Source organism: Shinella sp. GW821-FHT10F02, from assembly GCF_058809275.1.
This window is the reverse complement of record NZ_JBXASL010000011.1, coordinates 90930-112663: the sequence shown is the minus strand read 5'-3', so window position 1 is coordinate 112663 and position 21734 is coordinate 90930. Positions and strand designations below refer to the sequence as shown.

At 66.1% G+C, this 21734-nt stretch carries 22 protein-coding genes; 10 read left to right on the top strand and 12 right to left on the bottom strand.

The window, feature by feature from the left end:
* Positions 1 to 38 precede the first annotated feature (38 nt).
* From AC1RWL_RS29445 to AC1RWL_RS29430, 4 genes are all read right to left on the bottom strand, one after another.
* Positions 39 to 989, bottom strand: coding sequence for a FecR family protein (locus AC1RWL_RS29445; protein WP_493096911.1), 951 nt, complete (start codon positions 987 to 989; stop codon positions 39 to 41).
* Positions 990 to 1080: 91 nt separating this feature from the next.
* Positions 1081 to 1584 carry an RNA polymerase sigma factor gene (locus tag AC1RWL_RS29440; RefSeq protein WP_493096912.1) on the bottom strand — a complete coding sequence of 168 codons (504 nt, stop codon included), beginning with the start codon at positions 1582 to 1584 and terminating at the stop codon, positions 1081 to 1083.
* A 263-nt stretch (positions 1585 to 1847) separates the two neighbouring features.
* Positions 1848 to 2630 carry a pyrroline-5-carboxylate reductase gene (locus AC1RWL_RS29435; protein ID WP_493096913.1) on the bottom strand — a complete coding sequence of 261 codons (783 nt, stop codon included), beginning with the start codon at positions 2628 to 2630 and terminating at the stop codon, positions 1848 to 1850.
* Between the two features lie 3 nt (positions 2631 to 2633).
* Positions 2634 to 3353, bottom strand: coding sequence for a GntR family transcriptional regulator (locus tag AC1RWL_RS29430; protein WP_327508993.1), 720 nt, complete (start codon positions 3351 to 3353; stop codon positions 2634 to 2636).
* A 200-nt stretch (positions 3354 to 3553) separates the two neighbouring features.
* On the opposite strand from AC1RWL_RS29430, the gene AC1RWL_RS29425 reads away from it, so the two are divergent.
* The 10 genes from AC1RWL_RS29425 to AC1RWL_RS29380 all read left to right on the top strand — a co-directional run bounded on the left by AC1RWL_RS29425 (position 3554) and on the right by AC1RWL_RS29380 (position 13014).
* Complete coding sequence (locus AC1RWL_RS29425) at positions 3554 to 4387, top strand: substrate-binding periplasmic protein (RefSeq protein ID WP_435268141.1); 834 nt, start codon at positions 3554 to 3556, stop codon at positions 4385 to 4387.
* A gap of 228 nt (positions 4388 to 4615) precedes the next feature.
* Complete coding sequence (locus tag AC1RWL_RS29420; RefSeq protein WP_435268142.1) at positions 4616 to 5392, top strand: amino acid ABC transporter ATP-binding protein; 777 nt, start codon at positions 4616 to 4618, stop codon at positions 5390 to 5392.
* Positions 5393 to 5401: 9 nt separating this feature from the next.
* Positions 5402 to 6064 (top strand): amino acid ABC transporter permease, encoded by a 663-nt coding sequence (locus AC1RWL_RS29415; protein WP_493096914.1) that lies wholly within the window; start codon positions 5402 to 5404, stop codon positions 6062 to 6064.
* Between the two features lie 9 nt (positions 6065 to 6073).
* Positions 6074 to 6739 carry an amino acid ABC transporter permease gene (locus AC1RWL_RS29410; RefSeq protein WP_493096915.1) on the top strand — a complete coding sequence of 222 codons (666 nt, stop codon included), beginning with the start codon at positions 6074 to 6076 and terminating at the stop codon, positions 6737 to 6739.
* 10 nt (positions 6740 to 6749) lie between these two features.
* The gene (locus tag AC1RWL_RS29405; RefSeq protein ID WP_493096916.1) at positions 6750 to 7625 is read left to right on the top strand and encodes a dihydrodipicolinate synthase family protein; all 876 of its coding nucleotides are present in this window, start codon (positions 6750 to 6752) and stop codon (positions 7623 to 7625) included.
* A gap of 84 nt (positions 7626 to 7709) precedes the next feature.
* Positions 7710 to 8948: an NAD(P)/FAD-dependent oxidoreductase gene (locus tag AC1RWL_RS29400; RefSeq protein ID WP_493096917.1), complete on the top strand. Its 1239-nt coding sequence runs from the start codon at positions 7710 to 7712 to the stop codon at positions 8946 to 8948.
* An 11-nt stretch (positions 8949 to 8959) separates the two neighbouring features.
* Positions 8960 to 10435, top strand: coding sequence for an aldehyde dehydrogenase family protein (locus tag AC1RWL_RS29395; protein WP_493096918.1), 1476 nt, complete (start codon positions 8960 to 8962; stop codon positions 10433 to 10435).
* A gap of 11 nt (positions 10436 to 10446) precedes the next feature.
* The gene (locus AC1RWL_RS29390; RefSeq protein ID WP_493096919.1) at positions 10447 to 11481 is read left to right on the top strand and encodes a proline racemase family protein; all 1035 of its coding nucleotides are present in this window, start codon (positions 10447 to 10449) and stop codon (positions 11479 to 11481) included.
* Between the two features lie 8 nt (positions 11482 to 11489).
* A complete protein-coding gene (locus tag AC1RWL_RS29385) occupies positions 11490 to 12242 on the top strand; it encodes an SDR family NAD(P)-dependent oxidoreductase (RefSeq protein WP_493096920.1) in 753 nt (250 codons plus the stop codon).
* Positions 12243 to 12258: 16 nt separating this feature from the next.
* Positions 12259 to 13014, top strand: a complete 756-nt coding sequence (locus tag AC1RWL_RS29380) for an SDR family NAD(P)-dependent oxidoreductase (protein WP_493096921.1) — start codon at positions 12259 to 12261, stop codon at positions 13012 to 13014.
* Here the strand turns inward: AC1RWL_RS29380 and argE are convergent, their stop codons facing one another.
* From argE to AC1RWL_RS29340, 8 genes are all read right to left on the bottom strand, one after another.
* Positions 13015 to 14181 (bottom strand): acetylornithine deacetylase, encoded by a 1167-nt coding sequence (gene argE, locus AC1RWL_RS29375; protein ID WP_493096922.1) that lies wholly within the window; start codon positions 14179 to 14181, stop codon positions 13015 to 13017. It abuts the gene before it with no gap.
* Positions 14182 to 14536: 355 nt separating this feature from the next.
* The gene (locus AC1RWL_RS29370) at positions 14537 to 15214 is read right to left on the bottom strand and encodes a DUF1028 domain-containing protein (protein WP_493096923.1); all 678 of its coding nucleotides are present in this window, start codon (positions 15212 to 15214) and stop codon (positions 14537 to 14539) included.
* Positions 15215 to 15224: 10 nt separating this feature from the next.
* Positions 15225 to 15647, bottom strand: a complete 423-nt coding sequence (locus AC1RWL_RS29365) for a RidA family protein (protein ID WP_319316115.1) — start codon at positions 15645 to 15647, stop codon at positions 15225 to 15227.
* Between the two features lie 67 nt (positions 15648 to 15714).
* Positions 15715 to 16731, bottom strand: coding sequence for an extracellular solute-binding protein (locus AC1RWL_RS29360; RefSeq protein WP_493096924.1), 1017 nt, complete (start codon positions 16729 to 16731; stop codon positions 15715 to 15717).
* 38 nt (positions 16732 to 16769) lie between these two features.
* A complete protein-coding gene (locus AC1RWL_RS29355) occupies positions 16770 to 17573 on the bottom strand; it encodes an ABC transporter permease (protein WP_493096925.1) in 804 nt (267 codons plus the stop codon).
* Positions 17570 to 18499 (bottom strand): ABC transporter permease, encoded by a 930-nt coding sequence (locus tag AC1RWL_RS29350; RefSeq protein ID WP_493096926.1) that lies wholly within the window; start codon positions 18497 to 18499, stop codon positions 17570 to 17572. The genes AC1RWL_RS29355 and AC1RWL_RS29350 overlap by 4 nt, the downstream gene beginning before the upstream one ends.
* Positions 18496 to 19563 (bottom strand): ABC transporter ATP-binding protein, encoded by a 1068-nt coding sequence (locus AC1RWL_RS29345; protein WP_493096927.1) that lies wholly within the window; start codon positions 19561 to 19563, stop codon positions 18496 to 18498. Before AC1RWL_RS29345 ends, AC1RWL_RS29350 begins: the two co-directional genes overlap by 4 nt.
* A 10-nt stretch (positions 19564 to 19573) precedes the next feature.
* Positions 19574 to 21655 carry an oxidoreductase gene (locus AC1RWL_RS29340; RefSeq protein WP_493096928.1) on the bottom strand — a complete coding sequence of 694 codons (2082 nt, stop codon included), beginning with the start codon at positions 21653 to 21655 and terminating at the stop codon, positions 19574 to 19576.
* Positions 21656 to 21734 lie beyond the last annotated feature (79 nt).

The window sequence follows — 21734 nt, the reverse complement described above, 5'->3', positions numbered from 1 at the left end:
CTCTACGAGCGGGATCGGGATTTTTTCCCTTTTGTTTTTCAGACGGGCGAAACGACGGTCACCGGCCCGACGGTGCGCACCCGCGCGCCAAACGGCCGCACCACGGCCTCCAGCGCGCGCAGCGGATCGCCGAGGTCGAAGACGCCGCTGACGAGACGGGCGCCGAGGTACGGATCGGCGACGACGACCTTGCCGGGCAGCCAGCGCGACACCCGGGCAACCAGCGCCGAAACGGTTTCCCGCTCGGCGACGATCATGCCGCTGCGCCAGGCGGCGATCTGGGTGGCCTCCCGCGTGCCGCGGCTCGCGATGCCGTGGCGGTCCGGATCGAAGACGATCCAGTCACCGGCGGCGAGTTCTTCGGCCACCGAACCATCCGCCATGCGCGCCGCAACCCGGCCGTGATCGACCGAGACGGAGACGATGCCGGCATCGTTGGAGACGTCATAGGCGGTGCCGAGCGCCGTCGCGCTGACGTCGTCGGAGACCACCGAGAACGGGCGGCCAGGATCGGCCGAGACCTCGAAATAGGCCATGCCGGCGAGGAGCCTTATGGTGCGGGCCGCCGCCGCATAGTCCACATCGATGGCGCTTGCCGGGCCGAGCGTCACCACGCTGCCGTCGTCGAGCGCGATGCGGCGAATTTCGCCCGTCGCGGTGGCATGGTCGGCGCGAAGCCCGACGAGCAGATCCGGCAGCACCAGCGATCCGCCGGCAAGCGCGCCGGTGCCGGCCAGCGCCGCGATCAGGAAGGTCCGCCGGCCGATGCCGCCCGAACGCTCGCCCGTGTCATATCGCTCGGTCAGGATACGGCCGGTCATGCCGTGGATTTCGGCGACCCGCGCCCAGGCCTTCTGGTGCGCGGGGCTGCGGGCCGTCCAGGCGCGCACCATGTCGATCGACACGGGATTGTCCGGGTCGCCCTGCAGGCGGATGGCGAGATCGGCCGCCTCGCGGAAGAGGCGCCTGTCCTCGGACAACTCGTTCATGACCCGTCCCTCAGTCGCGCAGGCCCCGTCGGCAGGCGCTCATACCTGTTCTACGAATGGGGGCGCGGGATTTTCCGTGGCGGGACGTCTATCACAGGCCGTTGAGGCGCGCATCGATATGTTCGTAGGCGTCGCGCAGCAGGGTCCAGGTGCGGGTGGTCGACAGGCCGATCGCGCTTGCGGTCTCGGCAATCGTCAGGTCGCCCAGCCGGTGCAGCTCGAAGGCCCGGCGCGTGCGCTCAGGCAGTTCGGCCAGCGCCGCCTTGGTGAGCGCGAGCCGCTGGCGGTCGTAGACGATGGTTTCGGCATTGGGCGCGTGGTCGGCGATCTCGGCGAATTCGCCGTCGCTGAGCTCGACGCGCACGAACAGCCGCTCGCGGCGCAGATGGTCGATGCGCAGGTTGCGTGCGATGCGGAAGAGATAGGCGACGGGATTGTGCACGCCGGCGCCGTCTCTCGGCGGGGAGGCCAAAACGCGCACGAAGGTGTCCTGGGTCAGGTCGGCAGCCGTCTCGGCGCTCAGGCCGCGCCGGCGCAGCGTGCGCGTGATGTCCTTCGCATGGCGGCGAAAGAGGTTCGAGAAATCCCAGCTCATCGCGAGCCCTTCCCTTCGGTCCTGCCGCCACGCCCGGTGGCGGCGGGTTGATGTCCAGCCGCACCTTTCGCCGAAGCACGATTGTCGCGCAAGTTCAACGGATTAGGCGGGGAGACACCTCGAAGAGGAAAACCTTCACGGAAAACTCATATTATTCGGACAGATAGCCGCTTGCCTGAGCGAAGACCGTCCGCCCGATGCTCCCGAAATCTCCCGACCCCTGTTGCAAATCGGCAACAAAGCCCGCGCGAGTAGGAAAAACCTTATCCCGAAATGCGCGCATAGACGCGGTCGAGCGCCTCGGCCAGCGCCTGCGAGCCGCCGCCCTCGTCGAAATGGCGGAACACCTGCTCGTTGAGGCCGCCCTTGGTGGCGAACTCGTGGCTGAGGTCGATGAAGGCCGTGCCGTCGCCGGCCGCGACGGCGGTCTGGCCGAGTTCGGCAAAGAGCGGCGCGAGATAGGCGCGGCCCTTCTCCTCCGGCAGGCCCTTTGCCGCAAGCCAGTCGGTCGTGCGCTGCATCAGGCCGAAATAGGTGGCCATCAGGGCGCTTGCGGCGGCCAGCAGGTCGTATTCCTCCTTGGTGTCGCATTCCACGGCATTGCCGAGCACGTTGAAGAGTGCTGCGGTCGTCGGGTCCGGCGGATAGATCGCGGTGACGCCCTTGCGCCGCGCGACGAAGGGCAGCGGGACCGCCTGGACGAGGCGCACATCCGCGCCGATCCAGTCGAGCAGGGCCGGCCGCCCCGTCGCGGCGACGACGCTGATCACGCCCTGCCCATCGCGAAAGCGCAGCGGGCGGATGACCTCTTCGGCGATCTGCGGGCGGATCGCCAGCACCACGGTATCGCAGCCGTCGACGATCGCCTGGTTGTCGCCGGCAACGAGCACGGCGGGGAAATCCGCGGCAAGCGCCGCCGAAATGTCGGCGCTGCGCATGGAGACCATGACATGCGGCACGGCGGCAGGTTTTGCGAGCAGGCCGCGCACCATGGCGTCGGTGATGGCGCCGGTGCCGATGAAGCCGATTTTCTGGGGGAGGGACATCTTTTATTCCGCTGCAGCGAGGGGCCCGAAGGACACGTCGGTCGTGTAGTTTTCGCGCAGGAACGCGATGAAATTATCCTGGAACTGCCGCGTATGGGCGTGCGCCAGCTCGTCGGCAAGCTCGACATTCTTCGCCCGGATCGCCTCCAGCATGGCGTCGTGCTCGTCGGTGAGCAGGTAGCCGTCGCCGGTGCGTTCCAGATATTCGAAATGCAGGTGCAGCATGCGCTGGCCCTGGTTCAGGAGCCGCTCGTAGAAGGCGGCGAGATAGGCGTTCTTGCCGGCATAGGCGACGGCCATGTGAAACTGCTTGTTGGCCTCCGACATCTTCAGGTGCTGGCCGGTCTTCACCGCCGCCTCGAATTCCTTCTGCCGCTTGGCGATGATCTTCAGGTCCGCATCGGTCCTGAGTGCTGCGGCAAGCCGCGTGTTCATGCGCTGGGCGACGTCGAGCGCCTCGACATATTTCGGAAAGCTCGCCACCTCGATCGGCGCGACGATGGTGCTGCGGTTCGACAGCGTCACCACCAGGTCCTCGCCGGCCAGCCGGATCAGCGCCTCGCGCACGGGGGAGCGCGACATGTCGAACCGCTCGGCCAGCGTCGTCTCGTCGAGCAATTGGCCCGGCGGCAGCGCCAGCGCGAGGATTTCCGTGCGCAGCGTGTCGTAGACGTTTTTCCAGCCGGTGCCGCGCACCCGTTTCATTTCAATTTCGTCAGACACTTACGTCCCTTTCCGTATTCCGTGGCCATTGGGCCAGAAAACCGACGGCACAGCAATCGTAAAATTTCCGCTTGACTTTGTCGACACGCAGACGACATAAATTTGTCAGTCGACACGGAGCCGACAGAAAAAGACTAAAAAACGGCCGAAGCCGACGGGTGGAACCGCGCTTTCCAAGCGCTCAAAAAAGAGGAACGCACATGCTTTCGAACTGGATGACGTCCGCACTGCGGGCGACGGCGGCGCTCGCCCTTATGGCAGGCCTTTCGGCCACCACCGCCTCGGCTCAGACCGCCGAGGGATACTGGCAGACCGTGCAGAAGAACGGCACGCTGCGCTGCGGCGCGGCCGTGGCACCGCCCTATGTGATGCGCGATCCGGCCAGCGGCGAATATTCCGGCTTCTTCGCCGATCTCTGCCGCGAATTCGCCGAGGTGCTGAAGGTGAAGCCCGAATTCGTCGACACGACCTGGGACAATATCGTCGCGGGCCTCCAGGCCGGCAAATGGGACGTGTCGCTGGCGCTGAACCGCACCGCGGCGCGCGCCATGGCCGTGCAGTTCTCCATTCCCGCGATGGAGTACCAGATCTCGCTTGCCTACAACAAGGAGAACCCGAAGATCCCGGCCAGCGCCGTCTCGGTCGCAGATATCGACAAGGCCGACGTCACGCTCGCCGTCATGTCCGGCACCGCGCAGGACAAGGCGATCTCCGCCGCCGTCAAGAACGCCACCATCCTGCGCCTGCCCGGCAATGACGAGACGCGCCTTGCCGTCGTCTCGCGCCGTGCAGACATCCTGGTCGATGCGTCCGACACCAACCAGCTCTTCACCCAGTCGAACCCCGATTGGGCCGTCGCGCTGAACCCGACGCCGGCGCTCGCCAAACAGGGCGTCGCCTTCGGCCTGCCGCACCAGCTCTCCGCCTCCGATGTCGAGGTGGTCAACATCTTCCTCGAAGAACGGGTCGCCACCGGCCATGTCGACGCGCTGATCAAGAAAGCCGTCGACGACGTGCTGAAGGCGGCGCAGTAAACGGCCTCCGCCCGCATAGGACCCCCCTCTGGCCTGCCGGGCATCTCCCCCTCAAGGGGGAGATTGGAGGGGGCGAGGACCCGGCTCGAAAAGCGCCCTTCGCGATGGGGCAGGGCGGCACCGCGATTCGATCTCCCCCCTTGAGGGGGAGATGCCCGGCAGGGCAGAGGGGGGTGGCCGCGTGCTTTTCCCTCCCGTTCACAGGAAGCCCCATCAGGGAGGCATGTCATGACGTCCGCATCCGCTCCGCTCGTTTCCATCCAGTCGCTGCACAAGAGTTTCGGCCCGCATATCCAGGTGCTGAAGGGTCTCGATATCGAGATGAAGCCCGGCGAGCGCGTCGTCGTCATCGGCCCCTCCGGCGGCGGCAAGTCGACGCTTTTGCGCGTCATGATGGGCCTCGAAACCATCGACAGCGGCGCCATCACCTTCGGCGGAAAACCCTATATCTCGTCCGCCAGCGCCGAGGCGAAGACGCTGATCGACACCGAGGTGCGCCGCTCGATCGGCATGGTCTTCCAGCACTACACGCTCTTCCCGCATCTGAGCGTCATCCAGAACCTCGTGCTCGCCCCCTGCAAGGTGCGCGGCGAGAAGAAGGCGAGCGCCACGCAGCGCGCGCTCGCCCTGTTGGAGCGCTTCGGCCTCGCGGCCAAGGCCAACGCCTTCCCTGCCCAGCTTTCCGGCGGCCAGAAACAGCGCGTCGCCATCGCCCGCGCGCTGATGCTCGATCCGAAGCTGATGCTGTTCGACGAGGTCACCTCGGCGCTCGATCCGGAACTGGTGGCGGAAGTCGAGCAGGTCATCCTCCAGCTCGCCCGGCAGGACATGCCGATGATGATCGTCACCCACGACATGTGGTTTGCCAAGAACATCGCCTCGCGCGTCATTTTTTGCGCCGGCGGCGTGGTGGTCGAAGATGGGCCGCCCGAGCAGGTTCTGTCGGCGCCGCGCGAGGAGCGCACGCGCGAATTCATCGACCGCGTCTTCCACATCAAGCAATAGGGGCGGGCCGTGAACTATACGTTCGATTTCAACGCCGTCTCGCTCGGGCCGCTGATCGAGGGCCTGGTCGTCACGCTGGAGCTGACGATCGCCGCCAATCTGATCGGCGTGATCCTCGGCTTCCCGCTGGCGCTGCTTTTGATGAGCCGCGTCGCCGTCATCCGCTGGCCGGCGACGCTCTTCGTCGAGTTCTTCCGCTGCACGCCGGCGATCGTCCAGATCGTCTGGTTCTTCTACTGCGTGCCCATGCTGTTCAACGTCTTCCTCGGCTCGATGACGATGGGCATCCTGGCGCTCGGCCTCAACCTCATGGCGTTCAACGCGGAGGCCTACCGCGCCTCCATCCAGGCCGTGCCGCGCGAGCAGCTCGACGCCGGCATCGCGCTCGGCCTCAATCCCTTCCAGCGCGTGTTCCATATCGTGCTGCCCAATGCGTTGCGCGCCTCCATTCCGGTGCTGCTCACCAACGGCATCGTCATCTTCCAGCAGAGCGCGCTTGTCGCCATCGTCGCCGTGCAGGACCTCATGTACCAGGCGAAGACGCTGGCGACGGAGACGTATAGGCCGATCGAGACCTTCACCATCGCGGCGCTCATCTATTTCGCCGTGTCGTTTCCCGTCACCCAGGTCGTCGGCTGGCTCGAACGCCGCCGCCAGATCCTGACGAGCTAGGAGAAACCCATGGCGCTCGATTTCTCCGTCCTGCTGCGCTTCCAGGAAGCGCTGGCGCTCGGCCTCTGGACGACGGTCAAGCTGACGCTGATCTGCATGGTGCTCGGCTGCACGCTCGGCTTCTTCGTCGGCCTTGCCCGCACCGCGCCCAGCGTCATCCTGCGCGGCATTGCCAGCGTCTATGTCGAATTCTTCCGCGGCACGCCGGTGCTGATCCAGCTGTTCTGGATCTTCTTCTGCCTGCCGCTGATCCTCGGCGTCGAGCTCTCCAACCTCGCCTCCGGCGTCATCGCGCTGACGCTCTACATGGGCGCCATTACAAGCGAGACCTTCCGCGCCTCGCTGAAATCCATCGGCCGCGAACAGCTCGACGCCTGCGTCGCGCTCGGCCTGCCCAAGCGGGCGCAGATCCTCAACGTCATCCTGCCGCAGGCCGTCCTGCGCGCCGTTCCGACGCTGCTGTCCAACTGCGTCAGCCTGTTCAAGGAAAGCGCGCTCGTCTCGGCCGTCGGCATGGCCGACCTGATGTTCGTCGGCCAGAACATTTCCAACAACACGGCCCGCCCCGTCGAAGTGCTGACCATCGTCGCGCTCATCTATTTCGCCATCGCCTTCCCGCTGACGCGCGCCGTCACGCTCATCGAAGGCTGTATCCTCAAGAAACTCGCCATCTAGGAGAAAGACCATGAAACTGTCCGGCGTCATGCCCGCCCTCGTCACCCCCTTCGACGCCAACAACCGGGTCGACTTCAAGGCCTTCGAAAAACACCTCACCAACCTTCGCGCCGCCGGCGTCACCGGCTGGGTGCCACTGGGCTCGACCGGCGAATATTTCTCCATGTCGACCGAAGAGCGCGAGGACGTGCTGAAATTCGTCAAGGATTTCGCCAACGAGGGTGAGGCCCTCATCGCCGGCACCAATGCGCCCGCCACGCGCGAGGTCATCGAGAACACCTTGCGCGCCAAGGAAATCGGCTACGACACCGTGCTGCTCGCCACCCCCTTCTACACCCGCCCGACGCAGGACGAGCTTCTCGCCCATTACCGCGCGGTGCTGGATGCCGCCGACGTCAATCTGGTGATGTACAACTACCCGCCGAAGGACGGCATCGAGATCGGCTTCGAGCTGATGGATGCGCTGGCGGACGATCCGCGCGTCATCGCCATCAAGGAAAGCTCCGGCGTGCTGCAACGCGCCGTCGATATCCATGCCCGCTACAAGGGCCGCATCGACCTGATCTCCGGCTCGGACGACATCGCGCTCGACTTCATGTTCTGGGGCGCCGATTGCTGGATCTGCGGCCCGGCGAACTGCATGGCGGAGGCCTGCGTCGATCTCGACCGCACCTTCCGCGCAGGCGATCTCGCAGCCGCGCGCGACAAGATGACGGTGCTCTACCGCGCCATGAACATCCTGGAGAGCGGCAAGTTCGTGCAGAAGATCAAATATGGCTGCGAGCTCCAGGGCACGCCCGTCGGCACCTGCCGTGCGCCACTCGGCGAACTGACCGCGCAGGAAAAGGCCGATTTCCGCGCCGCCATCGCGCCGATCCTCAACTAGAGCATTTCCAGCCCCTAGAGCATTTCCGGTGAACCGAGGTTCACCGGAAATGCTCTAACGAGACCGAGCGCAGGAGAAAACCCCGTGTCATCCATCGCCGTCGTCGGCGCCGGCATTATCGGCACGACCATCGCCTATGCCCTCCAGCGTCGCGGCCTCGCCGTGACGCTGGTCGACCGCGACGCACCGGGCCGGGGCGCCTCCTACGGCAACATGGCGAGCATCGCGGTCACCGAATTCATGCCCGCCTCGCGCCCCGGCGTCTGGGCGCAGATGCCGAAATGGCTGCTCGATCCTGAAGGCCCGGTGCGCATCCGCCCCGCCTATATGCCGAAACTCGTGCCGTGGTTTTTACGCTTTCTCGCCGCCAGCCGCCCCTCGAAACTGCGCGAACTGGAGGCCGCCGGCGCCGCCCTCTGCGGACGCGCGCATGAAGACCTCGACGCCCTTCTGGCGGAAACCGGCCTTACCCAGATGCTGAGCGCCGAGGGCTGCCTCAGCCTCTATGCCGACGAGGCGGAGTTCCGCGCCGACCGCGATCACATCGAAATCCTCGAACGTTTCGGCTTCCGCCACGAAATCCTCGGCGGCAATGCCATCCGCGATCTCGAACCGGCTTTGACGAGCAGCATCGCCAAGGCCGTGCTCTTCCCCGACAACCGTTCGGTGGCCGACCCGTACAAGCTGGTGACGGCGCTTGCGGAAAAATTCCAGGCACTCGGCGGCATCATCGAGACTGGCGAAGTCGCCGGGTTCGAGGAGAGCGAAGGCCGCGTCTTAGCGCTCCGGCTTGCCGATGGCCGCCGGCTGACGACGGACCGGGTGGTGCTGGCGGCCGGCGCCTTTACCGGGCGGCTGTCGAAGCTGCTCGGCGAGCCGATCCCGCTGGAAACCGAGCGCGGCTATCACACGCAGATCATGGCGCCCGGCATTTCCATGCGCCACTCCATCATCTGGCCCGCCCGCGCCTTCATGGTGACGCCGACGGCCGGCGGCATCCGCGTCGGCGGCACGGTGGAGATGGCCGGCCTCGACGCACCCCCGGACTACCGCCGCGCAAAAGTGCTGGTGAAGCGGGCGAAGGAAGCCCTGCCGGATCTCAAGGCCGAACAGACGAGCGAATGGATGGGCCACCGCCCGGCGCTTCCCGATACCGTGCCCGTCATCGGCCCCTCGGCCACGCGCAAAAATGTCGTCTACGCCACCGGCCACGGCCATCTCGGCCTCACCTATGCCGCCACGACCGCGCGCTTGATCGCCGATCTCATGACGGGCGCCACCCCGCCCGTCGATCTCAAGCCCTACCGCATCGACCGTTTCTGAAAGGACTTTTCATGCGCAGCGAACTCTACATTGACGGCTCGTGGAAACCCTCCTCCAACGGCGAAACCTTCGAGGTCATCAACCCGGCGACGGAAGAGGTGATCCACCACATCGCCGCCGCCACGGCCGAGGATGTCGATGCCGCCGTCAAGGCCGCCCGCCGCGCCTTCGACACGGGCGGCTGGCCGCATAAGACGGGCACCGAGCGCGCCAAATACCTGCGCGCCATCGCAAACGGCATCCGCGCCCGGCAGGCCGAAATCGCCCGCCTCGAAGTGCTCGACAATGGCAAACCCTTCCCGGAAGCCGACTGGGACATCGCCGACGCCGCCGGCTGCTTCGACTTCTACGCCGGCCTCGCCGAACAGCTCGACGGCCATCCGGAGGAGACGATCGCGCTTTCCGACGACCGCTTCACCTCCAAGGCGGTCAAGGAACCGATCGGCGTCGCGGGCGCCATCATCCCGTGGAACTACCCGCTGCTGATGGCCTCGTGGAAGGTAGCCCCCGCACTTGCCGCCGGCTGCACCGTGGTGCTGAAACCCGCCGAAGTCACCTCGCTCACCGCCCTGGAACTCGCCGCCATTGCCGACGCGGCGGGCCTGCCGCCCGGCGTGCTCAACATTGTCACCGGCGCGGGCTCCGTCGCCGGACAGGCGATCATCGATCACAAAGGCGTGGACAAGCTCGCCTTCACCGGCTCCGGCCCGATCGGCTCGAAGATCATGGCGGCCGCCGCGCGTGACATCAAGCGCGTCAGCCTGGAACTCGGCGGCAAGTCGCCCTTCGTCGTCTTCGACGATGCCGAGATCGACAAGGCCGTCGAATGGATCCTGTTCGGCATCTTCTGGAACCAGGGCCAGGTCTGCTCGGCGACCTCGCGCGTGCTGGTGCAGGCGGGCATCTATGAGAAACTGCTGGCCCGGCTGATCGAGGAGACGAACAAGATCGCCATCGGCAACGGCCTCGACGAGGGCGTGCTGCTCGGCCCGCTCGTCTCCAAGAAACAGCACGAACAGGTCGTCGCCGCCATCGCGGCGGCACGGGCGGCGGGCGCCACGGTCGCCTGCGGCGGCACGCGGCCGGAGGGTTTCGACAAGGGCTATTACCTCCGCCCGACGATTCTCACCGACGTGCCGCTCGACAGCGCCGCCTGGGTCGAAGAAATCTTCGGCCCGGTCGTCTGCCTGCGCCCCTTCGAGACGGAAGAGGAGGCGATCGCGCTTGCCAGTGACAGCCGCTTCGGCCTCGCCGCCGCCGTCATGTCGGCAGATGACGCGCGGGCCGAGCGCGTCGCCAAGGCGTTTCGCGCCGGCATCGTCTGGATCAACTGCTCGCAACCGACTTTCACCGAGGCGCCCTGGGGCGGCTACAAGGAATCCGGCATCGGCCGCGAGCTCGGCCGCTGGGGCCTCGACAACTATCTGGAGGTCAAGCAGATCACCCGCTACGTCAGCGAAGACCCCTGGGGCTGGTACATCAAGTAGGAGCCGGCGCCATGCATTTCGAAAAATCCCTCGACCTGCTGCTCGTCCATTGCCAGGGCGAGCTCGGCCATGTGCTTATCGGCGGCGCGCCGGACATTCCGGGCGCGACCATGCTCGACAAGATGAACCACATCAACACGATGGACGACAGCCTGCGCCGCTTCGTGACCTTCGAGCCGCGCGCCAATGTCGCCATGTCGGTGAACCTCATCACCGCGCCGACGCGGCCGGATGCGGATGCCGGCTTCATCGTGTTGCAGGCGGACCGCGCCCACCCGATGTCCGGCAGCAACTGCATCTGCGTCGTCACGGCGCTGCTGGAAAGCGGCCGGGTGGCGATGCAGGAACCGGAGACCATCGTGCGGCTCGATACGCCCGCCGGGCTGATCCTGGCACGGGCGCGGTGCGAGGGCGGGCGCTGCCTTTCCGTCAGCCTCGACAATGTGCCGAGTTTTGCCGAACTGCTGGACCACGAAATCGACACCCCGGCCTGGGGTCGCCTAAAGGTCGATATCGCCTTCGGCGGCGTCTATTATGCGCTGGTCGATGTCGGGCAGATCGGCCTGGCCATCGCCCCGGAAAACGCCCGCGCGCTCGCCGAAGCGGGCATCGAACTCAAGCAACTGCTTGCCGAGCGGATAAAAGTCCAGCACCCGACGCTGCCCGGCGTGGACGAGATCGCCTATGCCATGTTCCGCGACAGGGAACCGGACGGCGCGGTGCGCACCTGCACGACACTCCAGCCGGGCCGGGTCGATCGCTCGCCCTGCGGCACCGGCAGCTCCGCCAACCTGGCGGTGCTTTTCGCCCGTGGCGAGGTGTCGGTCGGCGATGCGCGCGTCTCGCGCTCCATCATCGGCGGCGAGTTCCGCGCCGAGGCGATCGGCGAGACGGAGATCGGCGGGCGCCGCGCCGTGCTGCCGCGCATCACCGGGCGCGGTTATGTCTATGGCCGCTCTGAGCTGCGTCTCGACGGGGACGATCCCTTCGCCACCGGGTTTGCGCTGTCCGATACTTGGGGGCCGCAGGTCGGCCTTTTGAAATAGGAGTTTTCATGGACCTCAACGGACAGACCATCCTCGTCACCGGCGCCTCCGGCGGCATCGGCGCCGCCATCGTCAGGCGCCTCGCGGCGGAAGGTGCGCGGCCGATCATCCATTACGGGCGGGACAAGGCGAGCGCCGAAAGCCTGCTGGCGCAGATCGGCGGCAACGGGTTTGTCGTGCAGGTCGATCTTTCCGCCGCGGAGGGTCCGTTCGAGCTGTGGGCGAAGGCCACCGCCGCGGCAGGCCGCATCCACGGCCTCGTCAACAATGCCGGCATCCGCACGGAAATCTCCATAGAGTCCTCATTCGAGGACTGGAAGGTGGCGTGGCAGCGGGAGTTCCAGGTCAATCTCTTCGCCGCCGCCGATCTCTGCAAGGAGGCGATCCGGCATTTCAAGGCCGAAGGCGGCGGGCGCATCGTCAACATGGCGAGCCGGGCCGGGCAGCGCGGTTACGCGGCGGATGCCATGCCCTACGGCGCCACGAAAGCGGCGCTGGTAAACCTCACGAAATCCATCGCCCGCAGTTTTGGCGCCGATGGCGTGACGGCCGTGGCGATCGCGCCGGGCTGGGTGCGCACCGACATGGCGGAGGACTTCATCGCCGCCCATGGCAAACAGGCCGCGGTGGCCGATATCCCGATCGGCGAGATGGCGTCGCCGCAAGAGGTGGCCGAGCTCGTCGCCTTCGTGCTGCGCCCCTCGCAGGGCTCGCTCAACGGCGCGACGCTCGATGTCAACGGCGGCAGCTATATCCGGTAATTTTGGAGGATTTTTCATGAAGCGTTTCGACAACAAGGTCGCCATCGTCACCGGTGCCGGCGGCGGCATCGGCTCGGCCATCGCGCGGCGGCTGGCGGAGGAGGGCGCGCTGGTGGTGGTGACAGATGTCAACCGCGAGGCGGCAGCCACGGTGGTCGCCGAGATCGAAGCCGGCGGCGGCAAGGCGGTGGCGATCGCCGCCGACATCGCGCAGAAGGACGCCTGCTTCGGCCTCGTCGAGCAGGCCCTCGCGCTCGAAGGCCGGATCGACGTGCTGGTCAACAATGCCGGCATCAACCGGCGCGGCAATCTCCTGTCCCTTTCGGATGAGGACTGGGCGGTGAGCTTCGCCGTCAACCTCGATTCGATGTTCCACCTCTGCCGCGCCGTGCTGCCGCATATGATTGCGGCCGGCGGCGGCGCCATCGTCAACACCGCCTCGCAATGGGGGCTCTACCCGGCGCCCAACCACATCGCCTACAACACGACCAAGGCCGCCGTCGCCGCTTTCACGCAGAACCTCGCCCGCGACTACGCGCCGGACAAGGTGCGCGTCAACGCCGTCTGCCCCGGCGAAATCCACACGCCGATGCTGGAGGCGGGCGTCACACGTTCGGGCCGCACCATCGCCGATCTCGACCGGCTCGTGCCGTTCGGCCGCATCGGCAAGCCGGAAGAGGTCGCCGCCCTCGTCGCCTTCCTCGCCTCCGACGAGGCCGCCTTCATCTGCGGCTCGCTGGTGGAAATCACGGGGGCGCAGGCGGTGGCGTAGTCAGGGGTTGCCGGCCTCCAGCACATCGACCAGCCGGGCGAGCATGGCGTCGCAGCGCGCGAGCTGCTCGGCGCTGACGAATTCGTCGGGCTTGTGGCCCTGGTCCATGAAACCGGGGCCGCAGACGGCAGTGGAGATGCCGAGCGTCTCGTGGAACAGCCCGCCCTCCGTGCCGAAGGCGACCTTCAGCGTCGGGTCGTCGTGATCGAGGATGCGGCCCAGCAGGCGCACGGCCGGGGCGTCAGGGGTGGTGTTCAAGCCGGGATAGCCGGAAATCTGCTCGATCTCGATGCAGGCCATGGGAAAGCGGTTGCGATAGGGCGCCGCGATGGTTTCGGCGTCGGCCGTAATGCCTTCCAGGATTTTCAACGGGTCGTCCTCGGCGATGTTGCGGATCTCGAAGTCGATCTCGCAGCGGTTCGGCACGATGTTGAGCGCCGTGCCGCCGCGCATCATGCCGGCATGGATGGTGGAATAGGGGATGTCGTAATCCGCATCGCGCGCGCCCTTGAACGCCAACTCCTCCTGCCGCGTTTGCAGCGCGGTGACGAAAGCCGCACCGAGGTGCAGCGCGTTCAGCGCATTGGGCGCAAGCGCGGAGTGGCCCTCCTGCCCATGGCAGCAGGCTTTTAGCGCCAGCTTGCCCTTGTGGCCGGTGGCAATGCGCATGCCAGTCGGCTCGCCGACGATGCAGAGCGCCGGCCGCTCCGCCCGCGCCGAAAGAGCCTCGATCAGGCCGCGCACGCCGATGCAGCCGATTTCCTCGTCATAGGACAGCGCAAGATGCAGCGGTGTCTTCAGTGGCCGCTCGGCGGCCAGAAGCGCTGCCCGCAGTGCCGCCGCGACAAACCCCTTCATATCCGCCGTGCCCCGGCCAAAGAACCGGCCGTCGCGCTCGACCAGCGTGAACGGATCGCCGCTCCAATCCTGCCCTTCGACCGGCACGACATCCGTATGCCCCGAAAGCACCACGCCCCCCGGCCCCTCCGGTCCGATCGTCGCCCAGAGATTGGCGCGAGTGCCATCCGGGTGGGCGAAACGTTCAATGCGCGCGCCGGTGGGGGCGAGCAGGGCCTCGACGTAATCCAGCAGCGCGAGGTTCGAGGTGCGCGAGACGGTTGGTTCGGCGATGAGGCGGGCAAGGATTTCCGGGGTGGGTGGGATCATATGGCCGTCCGTTCGTGGAGATAGAATAGCAGGGCGATCAACCTACGGCGTTTCGCGACGTATCGAGGCAGCACCCCCCCTCTGCCCTGCCGGGCATCTCCCCCTCAAGGGGGGGAGATTGGATGGGGAAGTGTTCTGCCCAATCAATGGCGTCGAGACTTGAGCAGGGTTCGTGCCTCTTGCGGATCTCCCCCCTTGAGGGGGAGATGCCCGGCAGGGCAGAGGGGGGTGCGCCGCATCCGGTCCTCAGACGGCTGATTTTGCCGAACCGTCGCCACCCCCCTCTGTCGGCTTCGCCGACATCTCCCCCACAAGGGTGGAGATCAGTGGGAGGGTGCCGCACTGTCACGGCAGATCACAAATCCCCCGGCACCCCATAGCTCGGCGCTCCGCTCGGGTTCAGCGCGCGTGTCACATAAGCGTCCATCTCGTTGCGCCAGCGTTCCCACAGCGCCGCGCATTCCTCGATCGGGTCGCCGTCCGTCCAGTCGACGCGCAGGTCTGCGACGTTCCACGATACCGTGTCGACCATGACGAGGCCCATGGAATGCACCGGCCCTTCCTCGCCACCCGCGGCGATGGCGGCGCGCATGGCGGCGATCAGGCGGTCGCCGAGATGTTGGCCTTTCGCGGCCTCGAAGGCCTCGACCATTTTTTGCGGGATGTCGGTGGTCGTCAGCATGTTGCCGGCGGCGACCACGTTGTCGCCGCGTGCGGTGGCGTGGGTGCCGAGCGTCTTCGCGCCGGAATAGGCGGCGGTGCCGCCCTGCGCGTCTACCAGCGCCAATTGGCGGTATTCGATATGGGGAGCCTCGGCGATCAGCCGTTCGAGGGCGGCTTCGGCGGAGAGGCCGCCGGCCATCAGGTCCAGCCCCTTCGGGCCGAGGCGCGGGTCGGTGACGTTCTGGGTCGAGACGGCGCCGACACCGGCGCGCACATGGGCGCAACGTGCCGCGACGCTCGGCGAGGAGGAGGAGACGGCGATGCCGAACATGCCGGTATCGGCGCAGCGGCCGGAGACGGAAAAGGTCATGGTGCCCTCCTCAGCCTTCGTCGGGAATGACGGCGGTCGCTTCGATCTCGACCAGCCATTCCGGCCGGGCGAGCGCGGAGACGACGAGGCCCGTCGAGACCGGGAAGACGCCCTGGAGGTACTTGCCCATCTCGGTATAGACGGCCTCGCGGTAGCGGATATCGATCAAATAGACGACGACGCGGCAGATATGGCTGAGGTCGGAGCCCGCCTCTTCCAGCAGCATCTTGATGTTTTCCATCGCCTTGCGCGCCTGCGCGCCGGCATCGCCGATATGCAGGCTCTCGCGCGTATCGAGATCCTGCGCGATCTGCCCGCGCACGAACACCGTCGCCCCCTTTGCCACCACCGCCTGGCAGAGATCGTTGTTCAGCTTCTGCTCCGGATAGGTTTCCTTGGTGTTGAACGGGCGGATGCGGGTGTGCACGGGCATGGATGTCTCCTTTGATGGGTATGAATGGTAAGGCCGCGCCGCAGTGACCCGCGGCGCGGCGGCGGGCTTACTGCAGAAGCTGCGTCCAGACGCGCGTCACCAGGTCCTGCGCCGCTGCCGAGCAAGTGCGCGAGAAGGTGATCGGCACCTCCGGATAGAGCTCCGGCGCCTTGTCCTTGGTGTAGACGACCTTGTCCTGGATGACCTTAATCGGCGAGGAATGGGCGTAAAAATTCATCTGCTCGGTGGCGTTTTCCGTGGTCGACATGAACTCGATGAACTTGATCGCATTGTCGCGGTTGGGCGCACCCTTGGGGATGACCAGGCTGTCCATCCAGCCGACGAGGCCTTCCTTCGTCATGGCGAGGCTGACCGGCGAGCCGGCAACGCGGGCGCGCAGCGAATCGCCGTCCCACCAGAAATGCGCCGACACTTCGCCGGAGGATAGTCGGCTTGCGATGTTGTCAGAGGAGTAGACCGCGACCGAAGGCTTTTGCGCCATCAAGAGGTCCAGCACCTTCTTCATCTCCGCCTGGTCTTCCGAGCAGAAGGGCACGCCGAGATAGAGCTGGGCGGCGCCGATGATCTCGTCGGGATAGGAGAGCATGGCGATCTTGCCCTTCAGCTCGCCATCCGGCTCGAAGAAGTATTTAAAACTGTCGGTCGGGCCCTTGTACTGCGCGGTGTTCACCACGAAGCCGGCGGTGCCATAGGCGAGGGGGATGGAATATTCCTGTTTCTCGTCCCACCATTGATTGCGCCACTTCTCCTCGACATTCTCGAAGGCCTTCAGCTTGTTGGCCTCGAAATTCTCGATGATGCCCTCATCGATCATCACGCGCAGGAAATGCTGCGAGGGCGTGGCGATGTCGTAGCCGGAGGAGCCGGCCTGCAGCTTGGTCAGCAGGTCCTCGTTGGAGGTGAAGCTGTCGACATTGACCTTCACGTCGTTCTCCTTGGAGAACTTTTCGATCAGCGCAGGCGAGATGGATTCGGCCCAGGCGTAGATGTTGAGCTGGCCTTCCGCGTGCGCGGCGGTGGCGAAGCACAGGGCGAGTGCGGTGGCGGCTAGGTATTTTTTCATGGTCGTTCCTCTCTTGATTATGGTTCTGGGATTATGGCTCAGGCAGTCTCTCGGGCGCCCCGCGCCGCAACCAGCAGGGCGACGGTGGCGAGGATGAGCGACGCCAGGATCAGCAGCGTCGCGATGGCATTCAGCTCCGGCGAGGTGCCGGCGCGGATCAGCGAGAAGATGTAGACGGGAAGCGTCGTCGAGCCGCCGGTCGACAGCAGGTTCGAGGTGATGAAGTCGTCCATCGAGATCAGGAAGGCGAGCATCGCGCCGGAAAAGACGCCGGGGAAGATCAGCGGCAGCGTAATGCGGCGAAAGGTCGTCCAGCGGTCGGCGTAAAGGTCGGCGCTCGCTTCTTCCAGGTCGAGCGACATGCCTTGCAGGCGGGCGCGGATCGGCAGGAAGGCGAAGGGCGTGCAGAAGGCGGAATGCGCGATGGTGAGCCGCAGCATGCCGTTCTGCACATCGATCAGCGAGAAGAGGATGAGGGTCGCGACGGCCAGCACGATTTCCGGCAGCAGCAGCGGCAGGTTGACGACGGTCTCGGAGAGTTTGCGGAAGCGCACATTCTTGCCGCGGATGATGGCGAGCGCCGCGGACAGCGCGATCAGCGTGGAGACGGTGGTGGCGATGGCGGCGACGATCAGCGAGGTTTCAAGCGCGTTCATCAGCGCCGCATTGTTCAGCGCGGAGGCGTACCATTGCGTCGAAAACCCCGTCCAGACGCCGGCAACCCGGTTGGCGTTGAAGGAATAGACGACGATGACGGCGAGCGGCGCGTAGAGATAGACGAAGAACAGCGCGGTGAGGGGGCCGAGGCCGGGATAGCGCTTGACGTCGTGGTGGAGGCTCATTGGGCGGCCTCCCTGCGGGCGGCGCGGAGCGCCGTGAAGACCAGGAAGAGCATGACGAGCGCCATCAGCGCCATGGCGATGGCCGCGCCAAACGGCCAGTTGCGGCCGCCGCCGAATTGCAGCTGGATCAGCGTGCCCATCATCATCTCCTTGCCGCCGCCCATCAGCGAGGGCTCCAGCACCGCGCCGAGCGAAGGCACGAAGACGAGGATGGCGCCAGCGATGATACCGGGCGCGGTCAGCGGCAGGATCACGCGGCGCAGCGTCACCCAGCGGTTGCCGTAGAGGTCGTGCGAGGCCTCGATCAGCGTGCCATCCAGTTTCTCGATGGAGGCGAACACCGGCAGCACCATCAGGGGCATGTAGGTGTAGACCATGGCCGTCAGCGTCGCGCCGTCGTTGAACATGAAGCTCATGCCGGCGGGGAAACCGAGGAATTCCAGAGCTTTCGGCAGCGTGCCGTCCTTGCCGAGGATGATCATCCAGGCGTAGACGCGGAGAATCATCGAGACCCAGAAGGGCAGCGTCACGAGATAGACGAGGATGGCCTTGCGGCCCGGCGGCTGGCGGGAGATGAAATAGGCGACCGGCACGGCGAAGGCGAGGCAGATCAGCGTCGTGGCGCCGGCGAGCAGGAAGGTGCGCGCGATGATCAGCAGATATTGCGGGGTGAATTCCAGCTCGCCCGTCCAGCCTTCGTTCCAGAGGATCTGGCGATAGCCGGCAAGGTTGAAATCCCAGGCGAAGCCGCCATGGGCGCCGCGCGTGGCGACGGAGACGGCGGCGATGATGGCGATCGGCAGGATCAGCGCGAAGCCCATCAGCAGCCAGGACGGCAGCAGGCCCCAGAAGGAGAGGTCATGCCAGAAACGGGCGCGGGGGGCGCTGTCCGTTCCGGCGGGGGCGTGGAGGGCGGTGTCGGTCATGCCGCCAGCACCCGGGCGGAGCCGGCGACGAAACCGACGGGAACGGTGGCGCCGAGCGGGATCGTGTCGCCTTCGCGCGAGGCATTGCGGCGCGAGGCGCGCAGTTCCGTGCCGGCGACGTCGAGCGTGTAATGGGTGTAGCCGCCCATATAGTTCTTGTTGGTGATGCGGCCCTCGAAAGTGATCCCCTGGGCCTGGTCGCCGAGGTTGATCTTCTCCGGGCGCACCGACAGCGTCGCGCGGCCCTTGGCGGCATGGCCGGGTGACGGCACGGTGATCGACAGGCCGAAGGGGGTTCGGATGGTCGCCTGGCCGGCGGCACTTTCCAGCACTTCCACGTCGAGAAAGTTCGTCTCGCCGACGAAATCGGCGACGAAGCGGTTGACCGGCTCCTCGTAGATTTCCGTCGGCGTGCCGATCTGCTGCACCTCGCCGCCGCCGAGCACGGCGATGCGGTCGGACATGTCCAGCGCCTCTTCCTGGTCGTGCGTGACGAAGACGAAGGTGATGCCGGTGTCGCGTTGCAGGGTGCGCAGCTCGTCACGCATCGCCTGGCGCAGCTTCAGGTCGAGGGCGGAGAGCGGTTCGTCGAGCAGCAGCACTTCCGGCTCGGGCGCCAGCGCGCGGGCGAGCGCGATGCGCTGGCGCTGGCCGCCGGAAAGCTGGGCGGGCTTGCGCCTGGCCATCGCCGACATGTGCACGCGCTCCAGCATTTCGCCGACGCGGTTCCTGATGCGCACCTTCTCCCAGCCGAGGTTTTCCAGGCCATAGGCGACGTTCTGCTCCAGCGTCATGTGCGGGAAGAGCGCGTAGCTCTGGAACACCGTGTTGACGCGGCGCCTGTGTGGCGGGATGTCGACGACCTCCCGGCCATTGAGCAGGATCGAGCCGCTGTTCGGGCTTTCGAAGCCGGCCAGCATGCGCAAAAGCGTGGTCTTGCCGCAGCCGGAGGGGCCGAGCATCGTGAAGAACTCGTTGCCGCCAATGTCGAAGCTGACGGAATTCAGCGCCTGATAGGTCCCGAAACTTTTCGAGACCGATTTCACTTCGATGGCCTTGCTCATGACCCGTTCCTCATGCCGGTTCGAGTTGGGTGACTTCGCGGCGGAACGGCAGGGCATCGCCGATGTCGGGCGTGTCGAGCTCCCGCGCATAACGATGGCCGGCATAGGTCGCCCAGGCGATGGGGGCGGGTGCCGCGGCATCGCCGATGATCTTTACACTCTTGATGCCGGCATCCGCCCAGTCGCCTTGGCGGGCGAGAAGATCGTTGTAGAGCGCATCTTCCGAAAGCCGCGAGGCGACCATGAGGACGGCGTCGCAGGCAATGGCCTTGCGGCGGCCGGTATAGGTGCAGTTCGTCTCGACCTCGCCGGCGCGGATGGCGGTGACGCCGCGGTTGAGGCGGATGTCGACGCCGAGATCGTCGAGGCGCACATGGATCGCGCCCTGTTCCAGCGTGTTGCGCGTCCAGTCGGAAACGTAGGCGGAGGGCGTCACGAGGATGACCTTGGCGCCGGCCTTGGCCATCACCTCGGCCATGACGCCGCCCATGTAATAGTGGTCGTCATCATAGACCACGACGGTTTTTCCCGCGAGGTTTTCCGGGTGGACCTTGCCCATGATGTCGTCGGGCGTCCAGACGGTCATGCCCGGGTCGATCGGCATGGGCACGACATGCTGGCGGGCGACGCCGTCGCGGCGCCAGTGCGAGCCGGTGGCGATGGCGACATGTTCGAAGCCGAAGGCGAGCACGTCCTCGGCGGTGAGCCGGCTGTCGAAATAGGTCTCGACATTGGTGCGCTGGCTGATCTGGTACTGGCGGTAATCGACGACACGGCCCCAGGCGGAGAGGCCCGGCAGCAGCCGTTCGCGGGCGACACGGCCGCCGAGCGTCGTGGTGGCTTCGGCGAGCGTCACGTCGTAGCCACGCAGTGCCAGCGCCCGGGTGGCCTCCAGGCCGGCGGGGCCGGCGCCGACGACGAGCACGGTCTGGCTCTCGCCCTTTTCGTTCATGCGTTCGGGGTGCCAGCCCTTGCGCCATTCCTCCATGAAGGTGGGGTTCTGCGTGCAGCGGCTGATCGACATGGTCATGTCGCCGGTGATGCACATGTTGCAGCCTATGCACTCGCGAATATCCTCGATGCGGCCTTCCTCGATCTTCCTCGGCAGGAAGGGATCGGCAATCGAGGGGCGGGCGCAGCCGATGAAATCCAGAATGCCCTGGCGGATCATGCGCGCCATCACATCCGGCGAGGTGAAGCGGCCGACGCCGACGACGGGGCGGGTCGAGAGTTCGCGGATGCCCTTGACCAGGATCTCCTGCGCGCCCTCCTCCTTGAAGCGGGAGGGGCCGGAACAGTCTTCCCAGGCGCCATGCGCGAGGTCCCAGAGGTCCGGCAGGTCGGCATTCATCTCGACGAATTCGCGCACTTCGGCATTGGAGAAGCCGAGTTCGCCGATCGTCTCGTCGAGGCTGACGCGCATGGTGATCGCGGTCGTGTCGCCGACCGCGTCGCGGATATCGGCCACCACTTCGCGGGCGAAGCGCGAGCGGTTTTCGAGGCTCCCGCCGTATTCGTCGGTGCGCTGGTTGGTGGCGCGCGACAGGAAGTGCTGGAAGATGCCGAAGCCGTGCGCGCCGTAAAGACAGATCAGGTCGAAGCCGGCGATCTTCGAGCGCTTCGCCGCGTTGACGAACCAGCGGCGCAGGTCGCGGATATCGGTGCGGTCCAGCGCGCGGGCCTGCACCGGGTCGTTGGTGAAGGTGCGGATCGGCAGCGCGGAGGGGGCGAGCGGCACTTCCTTGGTGTAAAAGTTCGGGCCGTTGATGCCGGAATAGGCGAGCTGGATGCCGGCGAGCGCGCCGTGCACCTTCATCGCGTCGGACATGCGGCGCAGGCCCGGAATGTCCTTGTCCTCCCACAGGCGCAGTTCGATGAAAGGCGTGATTTCCGAGGTGTGGTGCATCTCGGTCTGCTCGGTGAAGATGACGCCCCAGCCGCCCTCGGACTTAATGCCGCGCATGGCGGCCGCGGCGGAGGGGTCGCGGTAACCGCCGCCGTTGCAATGCGGCACCTGGTAGAACCGGTTCTTCGCGACGTGCGGGCCGATCGCGAGAGGTTCGAACAGGATATCGTATTTGGCGTCGCGCATGGCAGTCCTCGGGGTTTTACAGGGCCTATTGGATTGGGCGAAGGGGTCTTGGTAAATGACGCGTTCCGGAAACAGGGAT